The sequence below is a fragment of the uncultured Pseudoflavonifractor sp. genome (genome assembly GCA_904419835.1).
Classification (GTDB): domain Bacteria; phylum Bacillota; class Clostridia; order Oscillospirales; family Oscillospiraceae; genus Pseudoflavonifractor.
In genome coordinates, this window is the sequence record CAJFTA010000007.1 from 1 (window position 1) to 20,142 (window position 20,142).

16 protein-coding genes and 1 pseudogene are annotated in these 20,142 nt (G+C 62.7%); 15 read left to right on the forward strand and 2 right to left on the reverse strand.

Going from position 1 to position 20,142, the window contains the following annotated elements; genetic code table 11:
* The 7 genes and pseudogenes from QZY67_RS02140 to argF form a co-directional block, all read left to right on the forward strand.
* Positions 1-745 (forward strand): annotated as a pseudogene (locus tag QZY67_RS02140) (argininosuccinate synthase domain-containing protein); the annotation flags it as partial.
* 97 nt (positions 746-842) lie between these two features.
* The gene (gene argH / locus QZY67_RS02145) at positions 843-2,225 is read left to right on the forward strand and encodes an argininosuccinate lyase (RefSeq protein ID WP_295368326.1); all 1,383 of its coding nucleotides are present in this window, start codon (positions 843-845) and stop codon (positions 2,223-2,225) included.
* Entirely contained in the window at positions 2,222-3,163 is a 942-nt protein-coding gene (gene argC / locus QZY67_RS02150; protein WP_295368327.1) for an N-acetyl-gamma-glutamyl-phosphate reductase, read from the forward strand. The genes argH and argC overlap by 4 nt, the downstream gene beginning before the upstream one ends.
* Before the next feature lie 49 nt (positions 3,164-3,212).
* Positions 3,213-4,478, forward strand: coding sequence for a bifunctional glutamate N-acetyltransferase/amino-acid acetyltransferase ArgJ (gene argJ, locus QZY67_RS02155; protein ID WP_295368328.1), 1,266 nt, complete (start codon positions 3,213-3,215; stop codon positions 4,476-4,478).
* A 12-nt stretch (positions 4,479-4,490) separates the two neighbouring features.
* Positions 4,491-5,360 carry an acetylglutamate kinase gene (argB, locus tag QZY67_RS02160; RefSeq protein ID WP_295368329.1) on the forward strand — a complete coding sequence of 290 codons (870 nt, stop codon included), beginning with the start codon at positions 4,491-4,493 and terminating at the stop codon, positions 5,358-5,360.
* Between the two features lie 53 nt (positions 5,361-5,413).
* Complete coding sequence (locus QZY67_RS02165) at positions 5,414-6,598, forward strand: aspartate aminotransferase family protein (RefSeq protein WP_294537056.1); 1,185 nt, start codon at positions 5,414-5,416, stop codon at positions 6,596-6,598.
* Between the two features lie 18 nt (positions 6,599-6,616).
* Positions 6,617-7,540 (forward strand): ornithine carbamoyltransferase, encoded by a 924-nt coding sequence (gene argF, locus QZY67_RS02170; RefSeq protein ID WP_295368330.1) that lies wholly within the window; start codon positions 6,617-6,619, stop codon positions 7,538-7,540.
* A 46-nt stretch (positions 7,541-7,586) separates the two neighbouring features.
* Here the strand turns inward: argF and QZY67_RS02175 are convergent, their stop codons facing one another.
* Complete coding sequence (locus QZY67_RS02175; protein WP_295368332.1) at positions 7,587-8,042, reverse strand: GNAT family N-acetyltransferase; 456 nt, start codon at positions 8,040-8,042, stop codon at positions 7,587-7,589.
* 90 nt (positions 8,043-8,132) lie between these two features.
* Complete coding sequence (locus QZY67_RS02180; protein WP_294535470.1) at positions 8,133-8,978, reverse strand: DegV family protein; 846 nt, start codon at positions 8,976-8,978, stop codon at positions 8,133-8,135.
* 286 nt (positions 8,979-9,264) lie between these two features.
* Between QZY67_RS02180 and pyrH the strand changes: the two genes are divergently transcribed.
* The 8 genes from pyrH to QZY67_RS02220 all read left to right on the forward strand — a co-directional run bounded on the left by pyrH (position 9,265) and on the right by QZY67_RS02220 (position 20,141).
* Positions 9,265-9,987, forward strand: coding sequence for a UMP kinase (gene pyrH, locus QZY67_RS02185; protein WP_295368333.1), 723 nt, complete (start codon positions 9,265-9,267; stop codon positions 9,985-9,987).
* 1 nt (position 9,988) lies between these two features.
* Positions 9,989-10,543 (forward strand): ribosome recycling factor, encoded by a 555-nt coding sequence (gene frr, locus QZY67_RS02190; RefSeq protein WP_294535463.1) that lies wholly within the window; start codon positions 9,989-9,991, stop codon positions 10,541-10,543.
* Positions 10,544-10,731: 188 nt separating this feature from the next.
* A complete protein-coding gene (locus QZY67_RS02195) occupies positions 10,732-11,487 on the forward strand; it encodes an isoprenyl transferase (RefSeq protein WP_295368334.1) in 756 nt (251 codons plus the stop codon).
* Positions 11,480-12,295: a phosphatidate cytidylyltransferase gene (locus tag QZY67_RS02200; RefSeq protein WP_294535456.1), complete on the forward strand. Its 816-nt coding sequence runs from the start codon at positions 11,480-11,482 to the stop codon at positions 12,293-12,295. The genes QZY67_RS02195 and QZY67_RS02200 overlap by 8 nt, the downstream gene beginning before the upstream one ends.
* Before the next feature lie 40 nt (positions 12,296-12,335).
* Positions 12,336-13,490 carry a 1-deoxy-D-xylulose-5-phosphate reductoisomerase gene (gene dxr, locus QZY67_RS02205; RefSeq protein ID WP_294535453.1) on the forward strand — a complete coding sequence of 385 codons (1,155 nt, stop codon included), beginning with the start codon at positions 12,336-12,338 and terminating at the stop codon, positions 13,488-13,490.
* Between the two features lie 12 nt (positions 13,491-13,502).
* Positions 13,503-14,621 carry a site-2 protease family protein gene (locus QZY67_RS02210; RefSeq protein WP_295368336.1) on the forward strand — a complete coding sequence of 373 codons (1,119 nt, stop codon included), beginning with the start codon at positions 13,503-13,505 and terminating at the stop codon, positions 14,619-14,621.
* A 256-nt stretch (positions 14,622-14,877) separates the two neighbouring features.
* Positions 14,878-15,915, forward strand: a complete 1,038-nt coding sequence (ispG, locus tag QZY67_RS02215; RefSeq protein WP_295368338.1) for a flavodoxin-dependent (E)-4-hydroxy-3-methylbut-2-enyl-diphosphate synthase — start codon at positions 14,878-14,880, stop codon at positions 15,913-15,915.
* 65 nt (positions 15,916-15,980) lie between these two features.
* Entirely contained in the window at positions 15,981-20,141 is a 4,161-nt protein-coding gene (locus tag QZY67_RS02220; protein ID WP_295368339.1) for a PolC-type DNA polymerase III, read from the forward strand.
* Position 20,142: the final 1 nt, after the last annotated feature.

Below are 20,142 nucleotides of genomic sequence, written 5' to 3' on the forward strand. Positions count from 1 at the left end.
CGACTACGCCGAGGCCCACAACGTGCCCCTGAAGATCTCCCGGGAGACCAACTACTCCAAGGACAAGAACCTGTGGCACCTGAGCCACGAGGGCCTGGACCTGGAGGACCCGGCCAACGAACCCCAGTACGACAAGCCCGGCTTCCTGGAGATGGGGGTCAGCCCCATCCAGGCCCCCGACGCCCCCACCTACATCACCCTGGACTTTGAGAAGGGCTGGCCCGTGGCCTTCAACGGCGAGAAGATGAAGGCCAGCGACATCATCCGCAAGCTCAACGAGGTGGGCGGCGCCAACGGCATCGGCCTGCTGGACATCGTGGAGAACCGGCTGGTGGGCATGAAGGACCGGGGCGTGTATGAGACCCCCGGCGGCACTATCCTCTACCGGGCCCACGAGGTGCTGGAGATGATCACCATCGACAAGGACACCGCCCACATGAAGAGCAAGCTGGCGGTGGACTTCGCCGACCTGGTGTACAACGGCAAGTGGTTCACCCCCCTGCGGGAGGCGCTGTCCGCCTTTGCCGCCGAGACCCAGAAGCACGTCACCGGCACCGTGAAGCTGAAGCTCTACAAGGGCAACATCATCACCGCCGGCGTCACCTCTCCCGAGACCCTCTACTCTGAGAACCTGGTCACCTTCGAGGAGAGCGACTACGACCAGAAGGACTCTCAGGGCTTCATCAACCTCTGGGGCCTGCCCGACACCGTCCAGGCGCTGCGGGAGCAAGGCAAGCTGAAATAAGGAACCGCGTACAAAGCCGGAAGGCGGGCGCCCTCAGCCAGAGGGACGCCTGCTCTCCGGCTCTGCCGCAAAAGAGCAAAAAGTGAGGTAATGGCTTATGAAACTGTGGGCAGGCCGGTTCCAGAAGGAGACCGACACCCTGGTAAACGACTTCAACTCCTCCATCACCTTTGACGCCCGGCTCTATCAGGAGGATATTGAGGGCTCCATGGCTCATGCCGCCATGCTGGGCAAGCAGGGCATCATCGAGGAGCACGAGGCGGAGAAGATCATCGACGGCCTGAAGGCCATTCTGGAGGACATCAAGGCCGAGCGGGTGGAGCTGACCACCGACAACGAGGACATCCACATGAACGTGGAGTCCCTGCTCACCGGCCGCCTGGGCGAGACGGGAAAGCGGCTCCACACCGCCCGCAGCCGGAACGACCAGGTGGCGGTGGACTTCCGCCTCTTTGTCAAGCGGGAAATTCCCACCATCATCCGCATGTGTCTGGACCTGGAGAAGGTACTGGTGAAGAAGGCCCAGGCCAATCTGGAGACCGTCATGCCCGGCTATACCCACCTCCAGCGGGCCCAGCCCACCACCTTCGCCCACTACATGATGGCCTATGCCAACATGTTCCGCCGGGACGTGACGAGGCTGGAGGACTGCCTGGAGCGCATGGACGAGTGCCCCCTGGGCGCGGGCGCCCTGGCCACCTCCACCTACCCGGTGGACCGGTTCCAGACCGCCGCCGCCCTGGGCTTCCAAAAGCCCACCGACAACTCCATGGACTCGGTCTCCGACCGGGACTTTGCCATTGAGTTCCTCTCCGCCTGTTCCATCCTGATGATGCACCTGTCCCGGTTCTCCGAGGAGATCATCCTCTGGTGCTCCTGGGAGTTCAAGTTCGTGGAGCTGGACGACGCCTACTCCACCGGCTCCTCCATCATGCCCCAGAAGAAGAACCCGGACGTGGCCGAGCTGGTCCGGGGCAAGACAGGGCGGGTGTACGGCTCCCTCATCACCCTGCTCACCGTCATGAAGGGCCTGCCCCTGGCCTACAACAAGGATATGCAGGAGGACAAGGAGCCGGTGTTCGACGCCATCGACACGGTGGAGATGTGCCTGCCCGTGTTCACCGCCATGCTGGACACCCTGACCGTGCTGCCCAATAACATGCGCCGGGCGGCCTCCGGCGGCTTCATCAACGCCACCGACTGCGCCGACTACCTGGTGAAGAAGGGCATGCCCTTCCGGGAGGCCTATATGATTGTGGGCCGGCTGGTGAACATGTGCATCAAGACCGGCGAGACCCTGGACACCCTGCCCCTGAAGGATTTCCGGGCCATCTCCGCGGCCTTTGACGAGGATGTGTACCACGCCCTGGAGCTCAAAACCTGCGTCAACGGCAGAAAGGCCTATGGCGGCCCTGCAAAGGAGGCCGTAGAGCAGCAGATTGCCAATATTCAGGCGTTTATCGAGGCGAGAGAAGCATGAAAGCCAATGTGTATATTGACGGCAGGGAGGGCACCACCGGCCTTCAGATCTACGACCGCCTGTCCGGCCGGGCGGACATCAATCTCCTGCTGATAGATGATGACAAGCGAAAAGACCTTACAGAGCGAAAGAAGTACCTCAACGGGGCGGATATCGTCTTTCTCTGCCTGCCCGACGCGGCGGCAGTGGAGGCGGTGGGGCTCATCGATAACCCCAATACCCGGGTGATTGACGCGTCCACCGCCCACCGTACGGCGGCGGGGTGGGTGTACGGCTTCCCCGAGCTGCTGGCGGGCCAGCGGCAGCGGATCAAGTTCGCCAGGCGGGTGGCCAACCCGGGCTGCCACGCCACCGGCTTCCTCAGCATCGCCGCCCCTCTGGTGGCCATGGATATCCTCCCCGCGGACTATCCCGTCACCTGCTTTTCCCTCACCGGCTACTCCGGCGGCGGGAAGAAGATGATCGCCGAGTACGAGGGAGACGGGAAGGCGGAAGCCCTTTACAGTCCGAGAATCTACGGCACAAGCCTCAACCACAAGCACCTGCCCGAGATGCAGGCCCTGTCCGGGCTGAAGCATCCGCCCGTGTTCAGTCCCATTGTGGACGACTACTATAAGGGAATGGCCACGGGGATTCAGCTCCACAACGCCCTGCTGAAGGGAAAGCCCACGGCCCAGGACATCTGCGAGCTGCTGGGCCGCTACTACGAGGACCGGGCCATGGTGCGGGTGGCCCCCTGGGGGAGCGAGACCGGCATGCTGGCGGCCAACGCCTTCTCCGGGTACGACAACCTGGAGATCTCCGTCACCGGCAACGGGGAGCAGACCCTGATAGTCTCCCGCTTTGACAACCTGGGCAAGGGGGCCAGCGGCGCGGCGGTGCAGAACATGAATCTGATGCTGGGGCTGGACGAAACCACCGGCCTTGCTGTAAAATAAAGGGACAGACCGGCGCGGATGCGCCGGCACCGAAAGGGAAGTGTGAACAATGAAGCAGATTTCCGGCGGCGTCACCGCGCCCATCGGCTTTACGGCGGGCGGCATCCGCTGCGGCGTGAAGAAGGGCCTGGCGGACGGCAATCAGCCTGTGATCTCCTCCATGACCGACTATCTCTCCGGCAAGAAGGACCTTGCCATGATTCTCTCGGAACAGGAGTGCACGGCGGCGGCGGTGTACACCATGAACCGGGTGAAGGCCGCGCCATTGTACGTCACCATGGAGCACCTGGAGGACGGCGTGGCCCGGGGGGTCATCGCCAACTCAGGCAACGCCAACGCCTGCGCCCCCGAGGGCCACGAGAACGCCAGGAAGATGTGCGAGGCGGCGGCGGAGGCCACCGGCCTCAAGCCCTCCGACTTTGTGGTGGCCTCCACCGGCGTCATCGGCCAGACCCTGAACATCGCCGCCATTGAGGCGGGGGTGCCTGTTCTGGCGGGACAGCTGAAAAAGGAGGGCGGCTCCGACGACGCGGCCCACGCCATCATGACCACCGACACGGAGAAGAAGGAGATCGCCGTCACCACCGTCATCGGCGGCAGGACCGTGACCATCGGCGCCATCGCCAAGGGCTCGGGCATGATCCACCCCAATATGGGCACCATGCTCTGCTTTGTCACCACAGACTGCGCCATCACCCACGAGCTGCTCCAGGACGCCCTCCACGAGATCGTGCCCCGCACCTTCAACCGGGTCACCGTGGACGGGGATACCTCCACCAACGACATGTGCGTGGTGCTGGCCAACGGCATGGCGGGCAACCCCCTCATCGAGTGGAAGGACGACAATTATACCCTCTTTGTCCAGGGCCTGCACCATGTCTGCGAGTCCCTGGCCAAGTGCATCGCCGGGGACGGCGAGGGCGCCACCCGCCTGGTGACCTGCCGGGTGTGGCAGGCCCGCAGCGAGGAGAGCGCCGAGCGCCTGGCCAAGGCGGTGGTGGGGTCCCCACTGGTGAAGGCGGCCATGTTCGGCGCCGACGCCAACTGGGGCCGGGTGCTGTGCGCCATGGGCTACTCCAAGGCCCCTTTCCGGCCTGAGTATGTGGACGTGAAGTTCGCCTCCGACCTGGGGGAGATCCTGGTGTGCCAGAAGGGCTCCGGGGTGGACTTCGACGAGGAGAAGGCCAAGAACATCCTCTCCCGGGACAGTGTGGTCATCGACGTGTGCCTCCACGAGGGGGAGCACGAGGCCTCCTGCTGGGGCTGCGACCTGACCTACGACTATGTGAAAATCAACGGGGATTACAGAACCTGAGGAGGTGCCCCCATGGAGGCGAAGGCAATGTCCGATTCCCACGTGGAGCGGGCCAAGGTTCTGGCCGAGGCCCTGCCCTATATTCAGAAGTACTACGGCAAGACCGTGGTGGTGAAGTACGGCGGAAACGCCATGATCTCCGACGAGCTGCGCCACGCGGTTATCTCCGACATCATCCTGCTCCACCTGGTGGGCATCCACGTGGTGGTGGTCCACGGCGGCGGGCCGGAGATCAGCGACATGCTGAAGAAGATCGGCAAGGAGTCCCGCTTTGTGGACGGCCTGCGGTACACCGACCGGGAGACCATGGACGTGGTCCAGCAGGTGCTCTGCGGCAAGGTAAACAAGAACCTGACCGCTATGATCAACCACATGGGGGGCCGCGCCATCGGCCTGTGCGGCCTGGACGCGGGGCTGTTCATGGCCCGGCAGCTGGATGAGAAGTACGGCCTGGTGGGGGAGATCACCCACGTCAACCCCGCCGTTGTGAACGACAGCCTGAACGACGGCTACATTCCGGTCATCTCCACGGTGGCCCAGGGGGAGGACGCCGAGACGGCCTACAACATCAATGCGGACACAGCCGCGGCCAAGCTGGCGGTGGCCCTCAACGCCGAAAAGCTCATCCTGCTCACCGACGTGCGGGGCCTCCTGCGGGACCCAAGCGACGAGGACACCCTTCTGCCCGTGGTGGAGCTGTCCCAGGTGCCCGGCCTGGTGAAGGACGGCGTCGTCACCGGCGGCATGATCCCCAAGGTGGACTGCTGCGTGGAGGCGGTGCGCTCCGGCGTCAGGAGCACCATTATTCTGGACGGGCGGATTCCCCACTCCATCCTCATCGAGCTGCTGAGCGACGAGGGCGTGGGTACTATGCTGCTTTAATCAAATAAAAGGCTCTGCCGCGCTGCGGCGGGCCCGCCAAGGGGGAGAGTCAAATGACCCATGAAGAGCTGAGACAATTGGACCGCCGGTATGTCATGCAGACCTACGGCCGCTTTGACGTGGACCTGGACCACGGCAGCGGCGCCACGCTGTACGACCTGGCGGGCCGGGAATACATCGACTTTTCCAGCGGCATCGGCGTCAACTCGGTGGGCTACGCCCACCCCAAATGGGTGAAGGCGGTGGCCGACCAGGCCGGCAAGCTGGCCCATATCTCCAATCTGTTCTACTCCCAGCCCTACGCCAAGCTGGCCGAGCAGCTCTGCCGCCGGGCGGGCATGGCGGACGTCTTTTTCGCCAACTCGGGCGCTGAGGCCAACGAGGGCATTATCAAGCTGGCCCGCAAGTACAGCTTTGACAAGTACGGCAAGGGCAGGGGCACCATCATCACCCTGAAGAACTCCTTCCACGGCCGCACCATCACCACCCTGACCGCCACCGGCCAGGAGGTGTTCCACAACTATTTCTTCCCCTTCATCGACGGCTTCCGGTACGCCGAGGCCAACAACATGGAGAGCGTGGCCGAGGTGGCGGGGCACGACGTGTGCGCCGTCATGCTGGAACTGGTCCAGGGTGAGGGCGGCGTGCTGCCCATGGACCAGGACTTTGTCCACGAGCTGGCGGTGCTCTGCGCCGAGCGGGACTGGCTGCTGCTGGTGGACGAGGTCCAGACCGGCGTGGGCCGGACGGGCACCCTCTTCGCCTTCCAGCAGTACGGCATCCTGCCCGACGCGGTGTCCTTCGCCAAGGGCATTGCCGGCGGCCTGCCCATGGGCGGCTTCATGGCGGGGGACAAGTGCCGGGACGTGCTGGGGCCGGGCACCCATGCCACCACCTTCGGCGGCAACCCCATCTGCGCCGCTGCGGCCCTGGCGGTGCTGGACATCCTGGACGAGGACACCCTGGCCCGGGTTAAGGAGAAGGGGAATTACCTCCGGGCCCGGATTGAGAAGATGGGCCTGGACTGCCTGGGCGCTACCCGGGGCCTGGGCATGATGATCGGCGTGGAGGTGGCTGGCGGACGCACCAATAAGGAGCTGGCCGCCAAACTGATTGACAACGGCCTGCTGGTGCTGACGGCGGGCAAGGCCCTGCGCCTGCTGCCGCCGCTGACCATCACCCGTGAGGAGATGGACAAGGGCCTGGAGATTATGGAAAAGACCCTCAAGGAACTGTAACGGAAGGAGTATCGGAACATGCAGAAGGACCTGCTCAAGCTGCTGGATCTGACCAAGGAGGACATCATCAAAATCCTCAACGTGGCCGACCAGATGAAGTACAACCAGAAGCACGGGCTGACCCACAACTACCTCCAGGGCAAGACCCTGGCCATGATCTTTGAGAAAAATTCCACCCGAACCCGCGTCTCCTTTGAGACCGGCATGTTCCAGCTGGGGGGCCACGCCCTGTTTCTCTCCGGCAAGGAGAGTCAGATCGGCCGGGGCGAGCCCATTGAGGATACCGCCCGGGTGCTCTCTCGGTACTGTGACGGCATCATGATCCGCACCTTCGGTCAGGACGAGGTGGAGACCCTGGCCAGGTACGCCTCCATCCCGGTCATCAACGGCCTGACCGACTTCGCCCACCCCTGCCAGGTGCTGGCCGACCTGATGACCATCCGGGAGCACAAGGCCCGGCTGGAGGGGCTGAAGCTGTGCTTCATCGGCGACGGCAACAACATGGCCAACTCCCTCATTGTGGGCGGCCTGAAGTGCGGCATGGACGTGTCGGTGGCCTGCCCCGAGGGGTATGACCCGGACCAGAAGGTGCTGGACTTCGCCAAGACCGTCACAGACAGCAAATTCCAGCTCTGCCGGACGCCGGAGGAGGCCGCCGTGGACGCCGACGTGATGATCACCGACGTGTGGGCCTCCATGGGCCAGGAGGGGGAGAAGGCCGCCCGGGAGAAGGCCTTTGCCGGCTTCCAGGTCAACGACGCCCTCATGGCTCTGGCCCACGAGGGCTGCATGGTGCAGCACTGCCTGCCCGCCCATCGGGGCGAGGAGATTACGGCAGAGGTCTTCGAGGCCCACGCCGGCGAGATCTTCGACGAGGCCGAGAACCGCCTCCACGCCCAGAAGGCGGTCATGTTCCTGCTCATGGGCGGCGAGCACGCCTGAGAGACGAAACAACAGCCCTGACACACGCAGGTGTCAGGGCTGTTGTTCATTTCAGGGAAAGTCTGTACACATCCAGGCCGTCTCTGTGTTCCACAAACGAGAACCGGTGTTTCAGCGCAATGTTCCCTGTGGCGGTCTGGGCGGGCAGACACTCGATGATTAGATTGTCCGTCTTGTCTCGTGCATCCTCAATGAGGCACTGCGTCAGCTCGCTGGCATAGCCCATGCCCCAATGGCGCTTATGCAGGACCCAGCCGATTTCATAGGAGCCGGCATCGTAGGGATGGTAAATGACATACCCGATAAACGCCTGATGGAAGTCCTCTACTGCATAGATCTGCGGCGGATCTGCCATCCCGCACCGGCGCAGAAACGCTTCGGCCGCTTCTCTTGTGTATGGCGCTTCCAGGTATTTCATCACTTCTTCATCAGACAGCAGATTAAATAAGTCGTCCAAATCGTCTGCCTGAAACCTCCGAATTTGCAGCCGTGCCGTATGCATAGTGCTTCTCCGTAATTATAAATTCAATCTCTCAAGGACAAAAGCAGCGGCGGCCAGGCAAATGCCCGGCTGCCGCAGTGCCTTTTATAATTATTTGCTGCGGATAAAGAGAATGCCCAGGGTGTTGGGGCCGCAGTGGGTGGACACGGTGCAGCCCGCCCTGGTCTCCAGAATCTCCTTAAAGGGGGCGTACTTGGCGATGGCGGCCCGCACCTGGTCCACGGTGTCCTGAGGCGCGGTGGAGTATGTAATGAAAATCCGGTCGGTCTCCAGATCGGTCCGGCCCTGGAGCCGGTCCCTCACGTAGTCCAGCACGCACTTTTCAAAGGTACCCCGGTATTTCTTGGCCACGCCCATCTTGCCGTCCTTCACCTCGATGCAGGGCTTGAGCCGGAGCAGGTTGGCCCCCAGCATGGCCACGGCGGAGCACCGGCCGCCCTTTACCATGTAGTCCAGACGGTTGAGGATGAAGCTGGCCTCCACCCGGCCGGTCAGGTCTTTCAGATAGGAGATAATTTCCTCGGGGGCCATGCCGGTCTCGGCGGCCAGGGCGGCCTCGATGACCACCAGCCCGTGGCCGGTGGAGAGATTGCGGGAGTCCACCACGTAGACGTTGTCAAACTCCTCGGCCGCGATGCAGGCGTTCTGATGGCAGGAGGAGAACTCGGCGCTGATGTTGATGTGAATGACCGCGTCGTGGACAGGGGAGAGGCGGGCGAACACATCCCGGTACTCGCCCACGCTGACCGCGGTGGTGGAGGTGATGTCTCCGCCTGCATCCACATGGCGGAAGATATCGCCGGGGGTGATCTCCAGCCCGTCCCGGTAGGGCTTACCATCCTTGACGATGGTAAGCGGGACGATTTCAACCTGATAGCGGCTGATCAGCTCGGGAGAGAGGTCGCAGGTGCTGTCGGACGTAATTTTAATGGACATAACGGCTCCTTTCCAGCGGCGAGGGAACAAAGATGCGCTGTCAAATCAAGAGTAACAGGCCGGACAGCCGGAAAATCCGGTGTAAAGCAGTTGAATCCGCTGTCTTTATTTTAGCCGTCAAAAAATGGATTGTCAATCCGGCGGGGGGAGCGGGAGAGACAAATTAAGAACAAATTGAAAAATCTTACTTCACCCCCTATGCAAACGAGAAAAGTTATATTAAAATAAAGTGAATTACAATGCTCCCCTGCGGGGAAATAAATATGGAAACGAAAGGGTCGAGTTTATGACGGAACCTCAGTATAAGCGAGTGCTCATCAAGATCAGCGGCGAGGCACTGGCGGGAGAGGCCTCCCGGGGCCTTAACTTTGACGTGATCAACAGCGTGTGCAGCGTCATCAAAAAGTGCAGCGACGCGGGCGTCCAGGTGGGCGTGGTCGTGGGCGGAGGCAACTTCTGGCGCGGCGTGAAGGACGGCGGCGGAAAGATGGAGCGGACCCGTGCCGACCATATGGGCATGCTGGCCACCACGCTCAACTGTCTGGCTCTGGCCGACGTGCTGGAACAGATGGAGGTGGAGGTCCGGGTGCAGACCGCCATTGAGATGCGCTCCATTGCCGAGCCCTATATCCGCTCCCGCGCCATCCGTCACCTGGAGAAGGGCCGGGTGGTTATCTTCGGCTGCGGCACCGGCAATCCCTTCTTCTCCACCGACACCGCCGCGGTGCTCCGGGCCGCCGAGATTGACGCCGACGCCATCCTGCTGGCCAAGAACATCGACGGCGTCTACTCCGCTGACCCCAACAAGGATCCCACCGCCGTGAAGTACGACTCCATCACCTATGATGAGATCCTGGCCCGCCACCTGCAGGTGATGGACTCCACCGCCACCTCTCTCTCCATGGATAACAAGATCCCTGTTATTCTCTTCGCCCTCAAAGACCCGGAGAACATCTACCGGGTGGTTATGGGAGAAAAAATCGGAACAATTGTCAAGGAGGCACAGTGAGATGAACGAAGCCAACAAGGAATTTGACGCAAAGATGCAGAAGACGGTGGACGTGGTGAAGAGCGACTTTGCCAGCGTCCGCGCCGGCCGCGCCAATGCCGCCGTACTGGACAAGATCACTGTGGACTATTACGGCGTGCCCACTCCCCTCAACCAGGTGGGCGGCATCTCCTCCCCCGATCCCCGCAGCCTGGTCATCCAGCCCTGGGACGCCAAGCTGCTCAAGGCCATTGAGAAGGCCATCCAGACCTCCGATCTGGGCATCAATCCCCAGAACGACGGCCGGGTGATCCGCCTGAACTTCCCCCAGCTCACCGAGGAGCGCCGTAAGGAGCTGACCAAGCAGGTCCGCAAGTACGCCGAGGCGGGCAAAGTGGCCATCCGCAACATCCGCCGGGACGCCATGGATAAATTCAAGTCCATGGAGAAGAAGTCCGAGATTACCGAGGACGACCGGAAGGAACTGGAGAAGGAGCTCCAGGATCTGACCGACAAGCGCTGCAAGCAGATTGACGAGCTGACCGAAAAGAAAGAGGCCGAGCTGATGGCCGTGTAACGGCCTTCCCGGCCCAGTGAACGCATACGCACGGGGCCGGCCCGCCCGGGCCTGTGCCGCAGATTGCCACGCCAGCATGTCGTGGGCGCGCTCCGGCGCCGCCGGAGAAGAGTCCGCGTCCGTGCCGGCGTGGCAATCCGCGTCTCCTGTCTCTGCGCCAGTTCATGGATAAAAGGATAGAGGATATCATGCCATTTTTTAAGCCAAAGGAAGACACCGCAGCTCTGGTGGACTTCGACCATCTGCCCCGGCATGTGGCCATCATTATGGACGGCAACGGCCGCTGGGCCAGGAAGCGGGGCCTGCCCCGCACGGCGGGCCACGCCGCCGGTGCGGAAAACTTCCGCACCATCGCAACCTATTGCAAGGAGATCGGCCTGGAGTACCTGACGGTTTACGCCTTTTCCACTGAAAATTGGAAGCGCCCCGCCGAAGAGGTCTCCGCCATCATGGGCCTGCTGAAGAAGTACCTGCTGGAGGCCATCAGCAAGATGGAACGGGACCGGGTCAAGATGTGCTTTTTCGGCGACCTGTCCCCGCTGCCCCAGGAGCTCCAGGATTTATGTGAGCAGACCCGGGAGATCTCCAGACACTATGAGGGCGTGCAGGTCAATATCTGCCTGAATTACGGCGGGCGGGATGAGCTGGTGCGGGCGGCCAAAGCCTTCGCGCTGGACTGCGCCGCCGGAAAGGCTGATCCCAACCATCTGACGGAAGCCCGGTTCGGCAATTATCTCTTTTCCGCCGGGGTGCCGGACCCGGATCTGGTTATCCGGCCCAGTGGGGAGAAGCGAATCTCCAATTTCCTGCTTTGGCAGTCGGCCTATGCGGAATACTATTTTACAGACGTGCTCTGGCCGGACTTCAATCGAGACGAGCTCCACCGGGCGCTGGCCGCCTACCAGCACCGCCAGAGGAGATTCGGAGGTGTCATCAATGGTTAAGCGAATTGCGGTGGCGGTGGTGTGTATCCCGCTCCTGTTTGTGGTGTTCTTTGTGCTCCCTGAGATCTTTATCCCCATTATGATCTCCGCCCTGTCCATGGTGGCCCTCCACGAGGTCCTGTGGTCCACGGGCTTTGTGAAGAACGCCTGGATTTCTGGGCTGTCCATCGCGCTGTCCGGCGTGGTGCCCTTCTGGGTGTACATCGGACAGGGCATGCGCTCGGCGCTGTGCGGCATTTTCATCTATTTCGTCTGCATCTTCGTGGTGGCCATCTCCAGCCACTACACGGTGACCCTGGAGAAGATGGGCGGTTCCTTCTTTTTTGCCATGCTCATCCCCTATTTCCTGTCCACCTTTGTGCGGATCGATCAGATGCCCCTGGCGGACTACCTGATTCTCCTGCCCCTGGTGGCGGCCTTCACCAGCGACGCCTTCGCCCTCTTCGCGGGCATGGCCTTCGGCAGGCACAAGCTGGCCCCCGAGCTCTCCCCCAAAAAGACGGTGGAGGGCGCTGTGGGCGGCCTGGTGGGCGCGGTCATCTGCTGCCTGATCTACGGCGCGGTGATGCAGTTTGGGTTCCAGCTGAAGGTGAACTACCTCTTCCTGGCCATCTATGGCCTGCTGGGCAGCCTGGTGTCCCAGCTGGGAGACCTGTCCTTCTCCTATATCAAGCGGCAGTACGGCCTGAAGGATTTCGGCAACATCTTCCCCGGCCACGGCGGCGTATTGGACCGGTTTGACAGCGTTATCTTCTGCGCCCCTCTGATTGAGATTCTCATCTACTGGATGCCCGCCCTCAGCGTGTAACAGCCAGCAGGGAAGAACGGATAAGGAGTGGATTGCGGATATGAGAAGAATTTCTCTCCTGGGCTCCACCGGCTCCATCGGCCGGCAGTCCCTGGACGTGATCTCCGCCTGCGGCATGACCGTGGCGGCCCTGACCGCCAACCGGGATGCAGCCCGGATGGAGGAGCAGGCCCGGCGGTTCAAACCCGAGCTGGCGGTGATGATGGACCAGGCCGCGGCCGCCGATCTGCGGGTGCGGCTGGCGGACACGGACACCCGGGTGGCCTCCGGCCCTGAAGGGCTGGAGGAGGCCGCCGCCCTGCCCTCCGCCGATACGGTGATCACCGCAGTGGTGGGCATGGTGGGGCTGAAGCCTACCCTGGCGGCCATCGCTCAGGGCAAGCGCATTGCCCTGGCCAACAAGGAGACCCTGGTCTGCGGCGGCGAGCTAGTGATGTCGGAGGCGGAGCGCTGCGGCGCGGAGATTGTCCCCGTGGACTCGGAGCACTCCGCCCTGTTTCAGTCCCTTCAGGGCTGCCGGGACAGGGGAGAGGTCCGCAGGCTGATTCTCACCGCCTCGGGCGGCCCCTTCTTCGGGTATACCCGGGAGCAGCTGGAGCACGTCACCCTGGACCAGGCCCTCAGGCACCCAAACTGGTCCATGGGCGCCAAGATTACCGTGGACTCCGCCACCCTGATGAACAAGGGCCTGGAGTTTATCGAGGCCATGCGGCTCTATCACATGCCGCCGGAGAAAATTTCCGTAGTGGTTCACCGGGAGAGTATAGTTCACTCCCTGGTGGAATACTGTGATAATGCCATGATCGCCCAGCTGGGCAGCGCGGATATGCGCCTGCCCATTCAGTACGCCCTCACCTGGCCCGCCCGGACGCAGGCGGTGGCAAAGCCCCTGGACCTGCTGGCCTGCCCGCCCCTCCACTTCGCGCCGCCGGACATGGAGGCCTTCCCCTGCCTGGGGCTGGCCATCGGCGCGGCCCGGACGGGCGGCACCGCAACCGCAGTGCTCAACGGCGCCAACGAGGCGGCGGTAGGGCTGTTCCTGGAGCGGAAGATTGGATTTATGGACATTCCCCGCCTGGTGGAGCGGGCCCTCAGCCAGGTGGCCCCGGTGTACGGCGGGGGGCTGGCCGAGATTCTCTCCGCCGACAGAGCGGCCCGGGACGCGGTGCTGTCCGCCCAGGGAACCCAACGCTAGGAGAAACATTTTATGATCATCGTCTATATCCTCATCGCGATTTTGATGTTCGGGCTGCTCATCGCGGTCCATGAGTTCGGCCACTTCGCCGCGGCCAAGGCCGTGGGCGTGAAGGTCAACGAGTTCGCCATCGGCATGGGCCCCCGCATCTTCCACCGGCAGAAGGGGGAGACCGAGTATACCATCCGTCTCTTTCCCATCGGCGGCTTCTGCGCCATGGAGGGGGAGGAGGAGGACTCGGGGGACCCCCGGGCCTTTGGCAACAAGCCCACCTGGCAGCGGCTGATTGTACTGGCCGCCGGGGCGTTCATGAATTTTGTCAGCGGTGTGCTGATTTTCGTCGTCCTATTTGCGGGCACCACCAGCTATATCAGCCCGGTCATCGCCGGCTTTATGGACGGCTTTGCCGCCCAGGGCGAGGACGGCCTGATGGCGGGGGACCGGATTGTGGAGGTGGACGGCCATGACATCTATCTCCAGGAGGACATCAGCCTGTTTTTTAACCGCGCCGGCGAGGTGATGGACATCACCGTGGTGCGGGACGGAGAGCGGGTAGAGCTGGAGGACCTGTCCATGCCCTGGCTGGCCATGGTGGACGAAAACGGCAGCCCGGTGCTGGATGAGAACGGCAACCAGGTCCTCAAGCGGGGCGTCAATTTTACGATTCAGGAAGCCAATGCATTTGACCGGCTGCGGCTGGCCTGGTATAATTCCATTGATACCATCCGCCTGGTCTGGGTCAGCCTGGGCGACCTGGTCACCGGCGCGGTGGGCATCCGGGACATGTCCGGCGCGGTGGGCATTGTGACCATGATGAGCGACGTGGGAACCCAGGCCCAGGAGGCCGCCCAGTCCACCGGGCAGAACTGGGTGGCGGCTGTGGCCAGCAGCATCGCTTATTTTGTGGCCTTCATCGCTATCAACCTGGCGGTGATGAACCTGCTGCCCATTCCCGCCCTGGACGGGGGACAGATTCTGTTCCTCATTGTGGATAAAATTTACAGCCTCTTTTCCAGGCGGCATATTCCCCAGAAGTATCTGGGCTATATCAACGCGGCCGGCTTCATCTTCCTCATGGGTCTGATGATTCTGGTGGCCTGCTCCGATGTGCTCAAGCTGTTCGGAAAATAAAAGGGGAGACACCAGTCTCCCAACAGGCACCTCTTCTCCTGTACGGGAGGGGAGGTGCCTGTCCCTAGGGCCTGTTTGAATATTGTCAACAGGCCCAATTGGCGGACCTTTTGACCGCTGGACGGCCCAATTTTTCCTTGAAATCCGTCGGGATCCCGCAAAAAAATTGCTTGCCAGCGGCCAAAATTCCTCGCCACTGCGCACATTGCCAATATTCAAACAAGCCCTAGACATATGGCGAACGGGGGAGATACCTATGACAAAGCAGATTCTGGTGGGCGGCGTGGCCGTGGGCGGCGGCGCGCCGGTGACCATCCAGTCCATGTGCAATACCCGCACCGACGACGTGGCGGCCACGGTGGAGCAGATTCTCCGCCTGGAGGCCGCGGGCTGCCAGATTATCCGGGTGGCAGTGCCTGACATGGCGGCAGCCCGGGCGGTGGGCGCCATCCGGGAGCGGATTCACATCCCCCTGGTGGTGGACATCCACTTTGACTACAAGCTGGCGCTGGAATGCGTGGCCGCCGGGTGCGACGCGGTGCGCATTAACCCCGGCAACATCGGCGGGGAGGACCGGGTGAAGGCCGTGGCCAATGCCTGTAAAGCAAAAGGACTTCCCATCCGCATCGGCGTCAACGGCGGCTCCCTGGAGAAGCCTCTGCTGGCCAAATACGGCGGCGTCACCGCCGAGGCCCTGGTGGAATCCGCCTTCGGCCACATCGCCCTGCTGAACCGGTATGACTTTGACGATATCTGCATCTCTCTCAAGTCCTCCAGTGTGCCCATCACCATGGCGGCCTACCGGCTGATGAGTGAGAAAAGTGATTATCCTTTACACCTTGGCGTCACCGAGACGGGCACGCCCAGAATGGGCGTACTGAAATCGGCGGTGGGCATCGGCGGCCTGCTGGCCATGGGCATCGGCGACACCATCCGGGTGTCCCTGTCAGCCGACCCCATTGAAGAGGTGTATGCCGCCCGGGATATCCTGAAGGTGTCCGGCGTGCGGAAGGAGGGCCCGGAGCTCATCTCCTGCCCCACCTGCGGCCGCACCCGCATCGACCTCATCGGCCTGGCCCAGCAGGTGGAGGAGCGGCTCCAGGCTGTGACCAAGCCCGTCACCGTGGCGGTGATGGGGTGCGTGGTCAACGGCCCCGGCGAGGCCGCCGCCGCCGATGTGGGCATCGCCGGGGGAGACGGCGTGGGCCTGCTGTTCCGCCGGGGGGAGATTGTGAAGAAGGTGCCCCAGGAGCAGCTGGTGGACGAGCTGTTCCAGATGATTGACGAGCTGTAAAGAGAGCGGACCGCAGGGCGTTTTCCCTGGTCCGGAGCGAAACCGTGTGTGGGAGCGTTGGTGCCATGCCTGAGCAAAAGATACCCTTTTTAACATTGTTTTCCGCCTGGCAGCCGGAGGAGGAGCTGGCAGCCCTGGCCGCCGGGTGCACCGTCACCGGGGCGGTCATTGACCGGGCCGCCCGGTCCATCTCCGCCCGGGTGGAGTGCCCGTCCCTGCCCGCCGACGACCTGCGCCGGCGGTGGGAGCGCTCCCTGGCCGACACCTATCGGGCGGGCCGGGTGGTGCTGGAGCTGCTGCGTCCGCAGAGCGAGGCGCCTGCCGCGGCGGAGCATCGGCCGGAGCCTGTCCCAGAGCCTCCCGTGGAGCAGGCGTCTCCCGCTGCGGAGCCGTCGTCCCCGCCCCGGGAGCCCGCCCAGCAGGAGACCGGGGCCGAGGCGGCCTTCCGCCGCACTGAGGAGATCCGCCGGCAGGCCCTCCAGAAGCTGAAGGTATGCCGCCCTGCTGCAAAAAAGCAGGACAGCAAAAAGGGAGGCGGCAAGCTCATTTTCGGCCGCCGGGAGATCAAGGGCGAGGCCACGGCCATGAAGGATCTGAACCTGGACATGGGCACCGTCACCGTCAAGGGCGATGTCTTTGCCGTGGAGCACAAGGAGCTGAAGAAGCGGGGCGCCTGGGTCATCGGCTTTGACATGACCGACTACACCGGCTCCATCCATATCAATAAGTTTTGTCCCGGCGACGAGGGCAAGCCCATTGTGGACAGCGTGAAGGAGGGTATGCACCTTCTGGTCCAGGGCAAGCTGACGGTGGACCGGTTCTCCGGCGAGATGGTGCTGGAGCCCTACGCCGTCATGGAGGGGAAGAAGGAGACCAAGCAGGACAACGCCCCGGAGAAGCGGGTGGAGCTCCATCTCCACACCACCATGTCCTCCATGGACGCCCTGACCCCTGCCAAAGCGGTGGTCAAGCGGGCGGAGAGCTGGGGCCACCGGGCCATCGCCATCACCGACCACGGCGTGGCCCAGGCCTTCCCGGACGCCTGGCACGCCGCCAAGAACATCAAGGTGCTCTACGGCGTGGAGGCCTATTACATCAACGACGTGGACGATCGTGTGGTGGTCCACGGGGAGCAGGAGCAGGACTTCACCGGTGAGGTGGTCTGCTTCGACATCGAGACCACCGGTCTGGACAACCGGCGGGACGTGATCATCGAGATCGGCGCGGTCATCCTGCGCAACGGCGAGATCGCCGAGACCTTCGATACCTTTGTCTCGCCCGGCCGTCCTCTGAGCCGGGAGATCGTGGAGCTGACCAGCATCACCGACAAGATGCTGGAGGGAGCGCCCTCTCAGGAGGAGGCCATCCGGGCCTTCCTGGAGTTCGCTGGGGACCGCCCCCTGGCTGCCCACAACGCCGAGTTCGACATGGGATTCATCGCTGAGGGCTGCCGCCGATACGGCATTCCCTTTGAAAAGACCTCCATCGACACCCTGATCCTGGCCCAGAACCTGTTGCCCGACCTGGGCAAGTACAAGCTGGACATTGTGGCGGAGCACCTGCGGCTGCCGCCCTTCAAGCACCACCGGGCCGACGCGGACGCCGGCATGGTGGCCTACATGCTGGTGCCCTTCTTCAGGATGCTCCAGGACTTGGGTATCCACACCCTCCAGTCCATCAACCCGGAGATGACCCGCCTGCGGGTCAAGGGCAAGGCCCGCCGCCAGCCCAAGCACCTGATTGTGCTGGCCAAGAACAACATGGGCCTGCGGAACCTGTATACCCTCATCTCCAAGGCCCACCTGGAGCACTTCAAGCGGTACCCCATCATGCCAAAGAGCCTCATCAACCAGCACCGGGAGGGCCTGATTCTGGGTTCCGCCTGTGAGGCGGGCGAGCTCTTTGAGGCTGTGGTCAAGCACAAGGACTTCAACGAGCTCAAGCGCATCGCCTCCTGGTACGACTTCCTGGAGATTCAGCCCCTGTGCAACAACGCCTTCATGCTCCGCAAGGGCATGGTCCAGAGCGAGGAGGAGCTGCGGGACTTCAACCGTACCATCGTGGCCCTGGGCAAGGCCCTGGACAAGCCTGTGTGCGCCACCGGCGACGTCCACTTCCTGGACCCGGAGGACGAGATTTACCGCCATATCCTGCTGGACACCAAGGGCTTTGAGGACTGCGACGCGCCGCTGCCCCTGTACTTCAAGACCACCGAGGAGATGCTGGAGGAGTTCTCCTACCTGGGCAAGGAGGACTGCTACAACGTGGTGGTCCGCAATACCAACCTGGTGGCCGACTGGTGCGACCGCATCAACCCTCTGCCTAAGGGGCTGTTCGCCCCCAAGCTGGAGGACTCCGCCGGGGAGCTGTCCCGGCTGGTGTGGGGGAAGGCCAAGTCCCTCTACGGCGAAGAGGTGCCCCAGATTGTGTCCGACCGTATCAACGCCGAGCTGGGAGACATTCTGAAGCGGCACTACGATGTGATCTACATGTCCGCCCAGAAGCTGGTGCAGAACTCTCTGGAGCACGGCTATCTGGTGGGCTCCCGCGGCAGCGTGGGTTCCTCTCTGGTGGCCTTCATGTCGGGCATCACGGAGGTAAACTCCCTGCCGCCCCACTACCGCTGTCCCAACTGCAAGCACTCCGACTTTGAAATCGCCAAGGAGCTGGGAGCTGGCTGCGGCGCAGACATGCCCGACGCGGTGTGTCCGGTCTGCGGCGCCCAGTATGCCAAGGACGGCTTCAACATCCCCTTCGAGACCTTCCTGGGCTTCGGCGGCGACAAGGTGCCCGATATCGACCTGAACTTCTCGGGCGAGTACCAGGCCAAAGCCCACCGGTATACCTTCGAGCTCTTCGGTGAGACCCACGTGTTCCGGGCCGGCACTATCGGCACGGTGGCGGAGAAGACCGCCTTCGGCTACGTGAAGAAGTACCTGGAGAAGCGGGGCATCCACGTGCCTCGTGCGGAGGAGAACCGGCTGGCCCACGGCTGTACCGGCGTCAAGCGTACCACCGGCCAGCACCCCGGCGGCATGGTGGTCATCCCCCAGAACCGGGAGATCTACGATTTCTGCCCGGTCCAGCACCCCGCCGACGACCCCAATACCGACATTGTCACCACCCATTTCGAATATCACTCCATGGAGTCCAACCTGCTGAAGCTGGACATGCTGGGACACGATGATCCCACCATGATCCGCATGCTGGAGGACCTGACCGGCGTCAACGCCCGGACAGACATCCCCCTGGACGACAAGAAGACCATGTCCCTCTTCACCTCCTCGGAGGAGCTGGGATTTGTGGACGACCCGGTGCTGGGCCCCACCGGCGCGGTGGCCATCCCCGAGTTCGGTACCTCCTTTGTCCGGGGCATGCTGGAGGACACCAGCCCCAGCGAGTTTGATATTCTGATCCGTCTGTCCGGCTTCTCCCACGGCACCGACGTGTGGCTGGGCAACGCCAAGGACCTCATCGTCAACCAGGGTATCCCGGTCGGACAGGCCATCGGCTGCCGCGATGATATCATGCTCTTCCTTATCTCCTGCGGCATGCCGGAGAAGCGTTCCTTTAAGATCATGGAGTCGGTCCGAAAGGGAAGAGGCCTGCCTGAGGGCGCGGAGGACGAGATGAAGGCCGCCGGCGTGCCCGACTGGTACATCGGCTCCTGTAAGAAGATCAAATACCTGTTCCCCAAGGCCCACGCCGTGGCCTACGTGATGATGGCCTTCCGCATTGCCTGGTTCAAGGTCCACCGGCCTCTGGCCTTCTACGCGGCCTATTTCTCCATCCGGGCCAAGGCCTTTGACGAGACCTACATGTGCCGTGGCATGGACGTGGTGAAGGCCAAGATGAAGGAGATCAAGGCCAAGGACAAGGAGGCCACCGCCGTGGAGCAGGACATGCTCACCACCCTGGAAGTGTGCTACGAGTTCTATCTCCGCGGCTTCACCTTTGAGCATGTGGACCTGTACAAGTCCCACGCCATCAACTTTATCTTCAGCAAGACCAACGACAAGGCGCTGATTCCGCCCTTTTCGGCCATTCCCGGCCTGGGCGAGACGGCTGCCTGGTCCATCATGGAACAGCGGGAGGGCAAGGAGTTCATCTCGGTAGAGGAGTTCTCCGCCGCCTGCCCCAAGGTGTCCAAAACCCATATCGAGCTGCTCAAAGCCGCCGGCGCCATGGATGGAATGCCGGATACCAGCCAGATGACTCTGTTCTGAG

Coding starts and splice junctions, on each gene's coding strand:
- argH (WP_295368326.1), top strand. CDS start 843: ATGAAACTGTGGGCAGGCCGGTTCCAGAAGGAGACCGACACCCTGGTA.
- argC (WP_295368327.1), top strand. CDS start 2,222: ATGAAAGCCAATGTGTATATTGACGGCAGGGAGGGCACCACCGGCCTT.
- argJ (WP_295368328.1), top strand. CDS start 3,213: ATGAAGCAGATTTCCGGCGGCGTCACCGCGCCCATCGGCTTTACGGCG.
- argB (WP_295368329.1), top strand. CDS start 4,491: ATGGAGGCGAAGGCAATGTCCGATTCCCACGTGGAGCGGGCCAAGGTT.
- QZY67_RS02165 (WP_294537056.1), top strand. CDS start 5,414: ATGACCCATGAAGAGCTGAGACAATTGGACCGCCGGTATGTCATGCAG.
- argF (WP_295368330.1), top strand. CDS start 6,617: ATGCAGAAGGACCTGCTCAAGCTGCTGGATCTGACCAAGGAGGACATC.
- QZY67_RS02175 (WP_295368332.1), bottom strand. CDS start 8,042: ATGCATACGGCACGGCTGCAAATTCGGAGGTTTCAGGCAGACGATTTG.
- QZY67_RS02180 (WP_294535470.1), bottom strand. CDS start 8,978: ATGTCCATTAAAATTACGTCCGACAGCACCTGCGACCTCTCTCCCGAG.
- pyrH (WP_295368333.1), top strand. CDS start 9,265: ATGACGGAACCTCAGTATAAGCGAGTGCTCATCAAGATCAGCGGCGAG.
- frr (WP_294535463.1), top strand. CDS start 9,989: ATGAACGAAGCCAACAAGGAATTTGACGCAAAGATGCAGAAGACGGTG.
- QZY67_RS02195 (WP_295368334.1), top strand. CDS start 10,732: ATGCCATTTTTTAAGCCAAAGGAAGACACCGCAGCTCTGGTGGACTTC.
- QZY67_RS02200 (WP_294535456.1), top strand. CDS start 11,480: ATGGTTAAGCGAATTGCGGTGGCGGTGGTGTGTATCCCGCTCCTGTTT.
- dxr (WP_294535453.1), top strand. CDS start 12,336: ATGAGAAGAATTTCTCTCCTGGGCTCCACCGGCTCCATCGGCCGGCAG.
- QZY67_RS02210 (WP_295368336.1), top strand. CDS start 13,503: ATGATCATCGTCTATATCCTCATCGCGATTTTGATGTTCGGGCTGCTC.
- ispG (WP_295368338.1), top strand. CDS start 14,878: ATGACAAAGCAGATTCTGGTGGGCGGCGTGGCCGTGGGCGGCGGCGCG.
- QZY67_RS02220 (WP_295368339.1), top strand. CDS start 15,981: ATGCCTGAGCAAAAGATACCCTTTTTAACATTGTTTTCCGCCTGGCAG.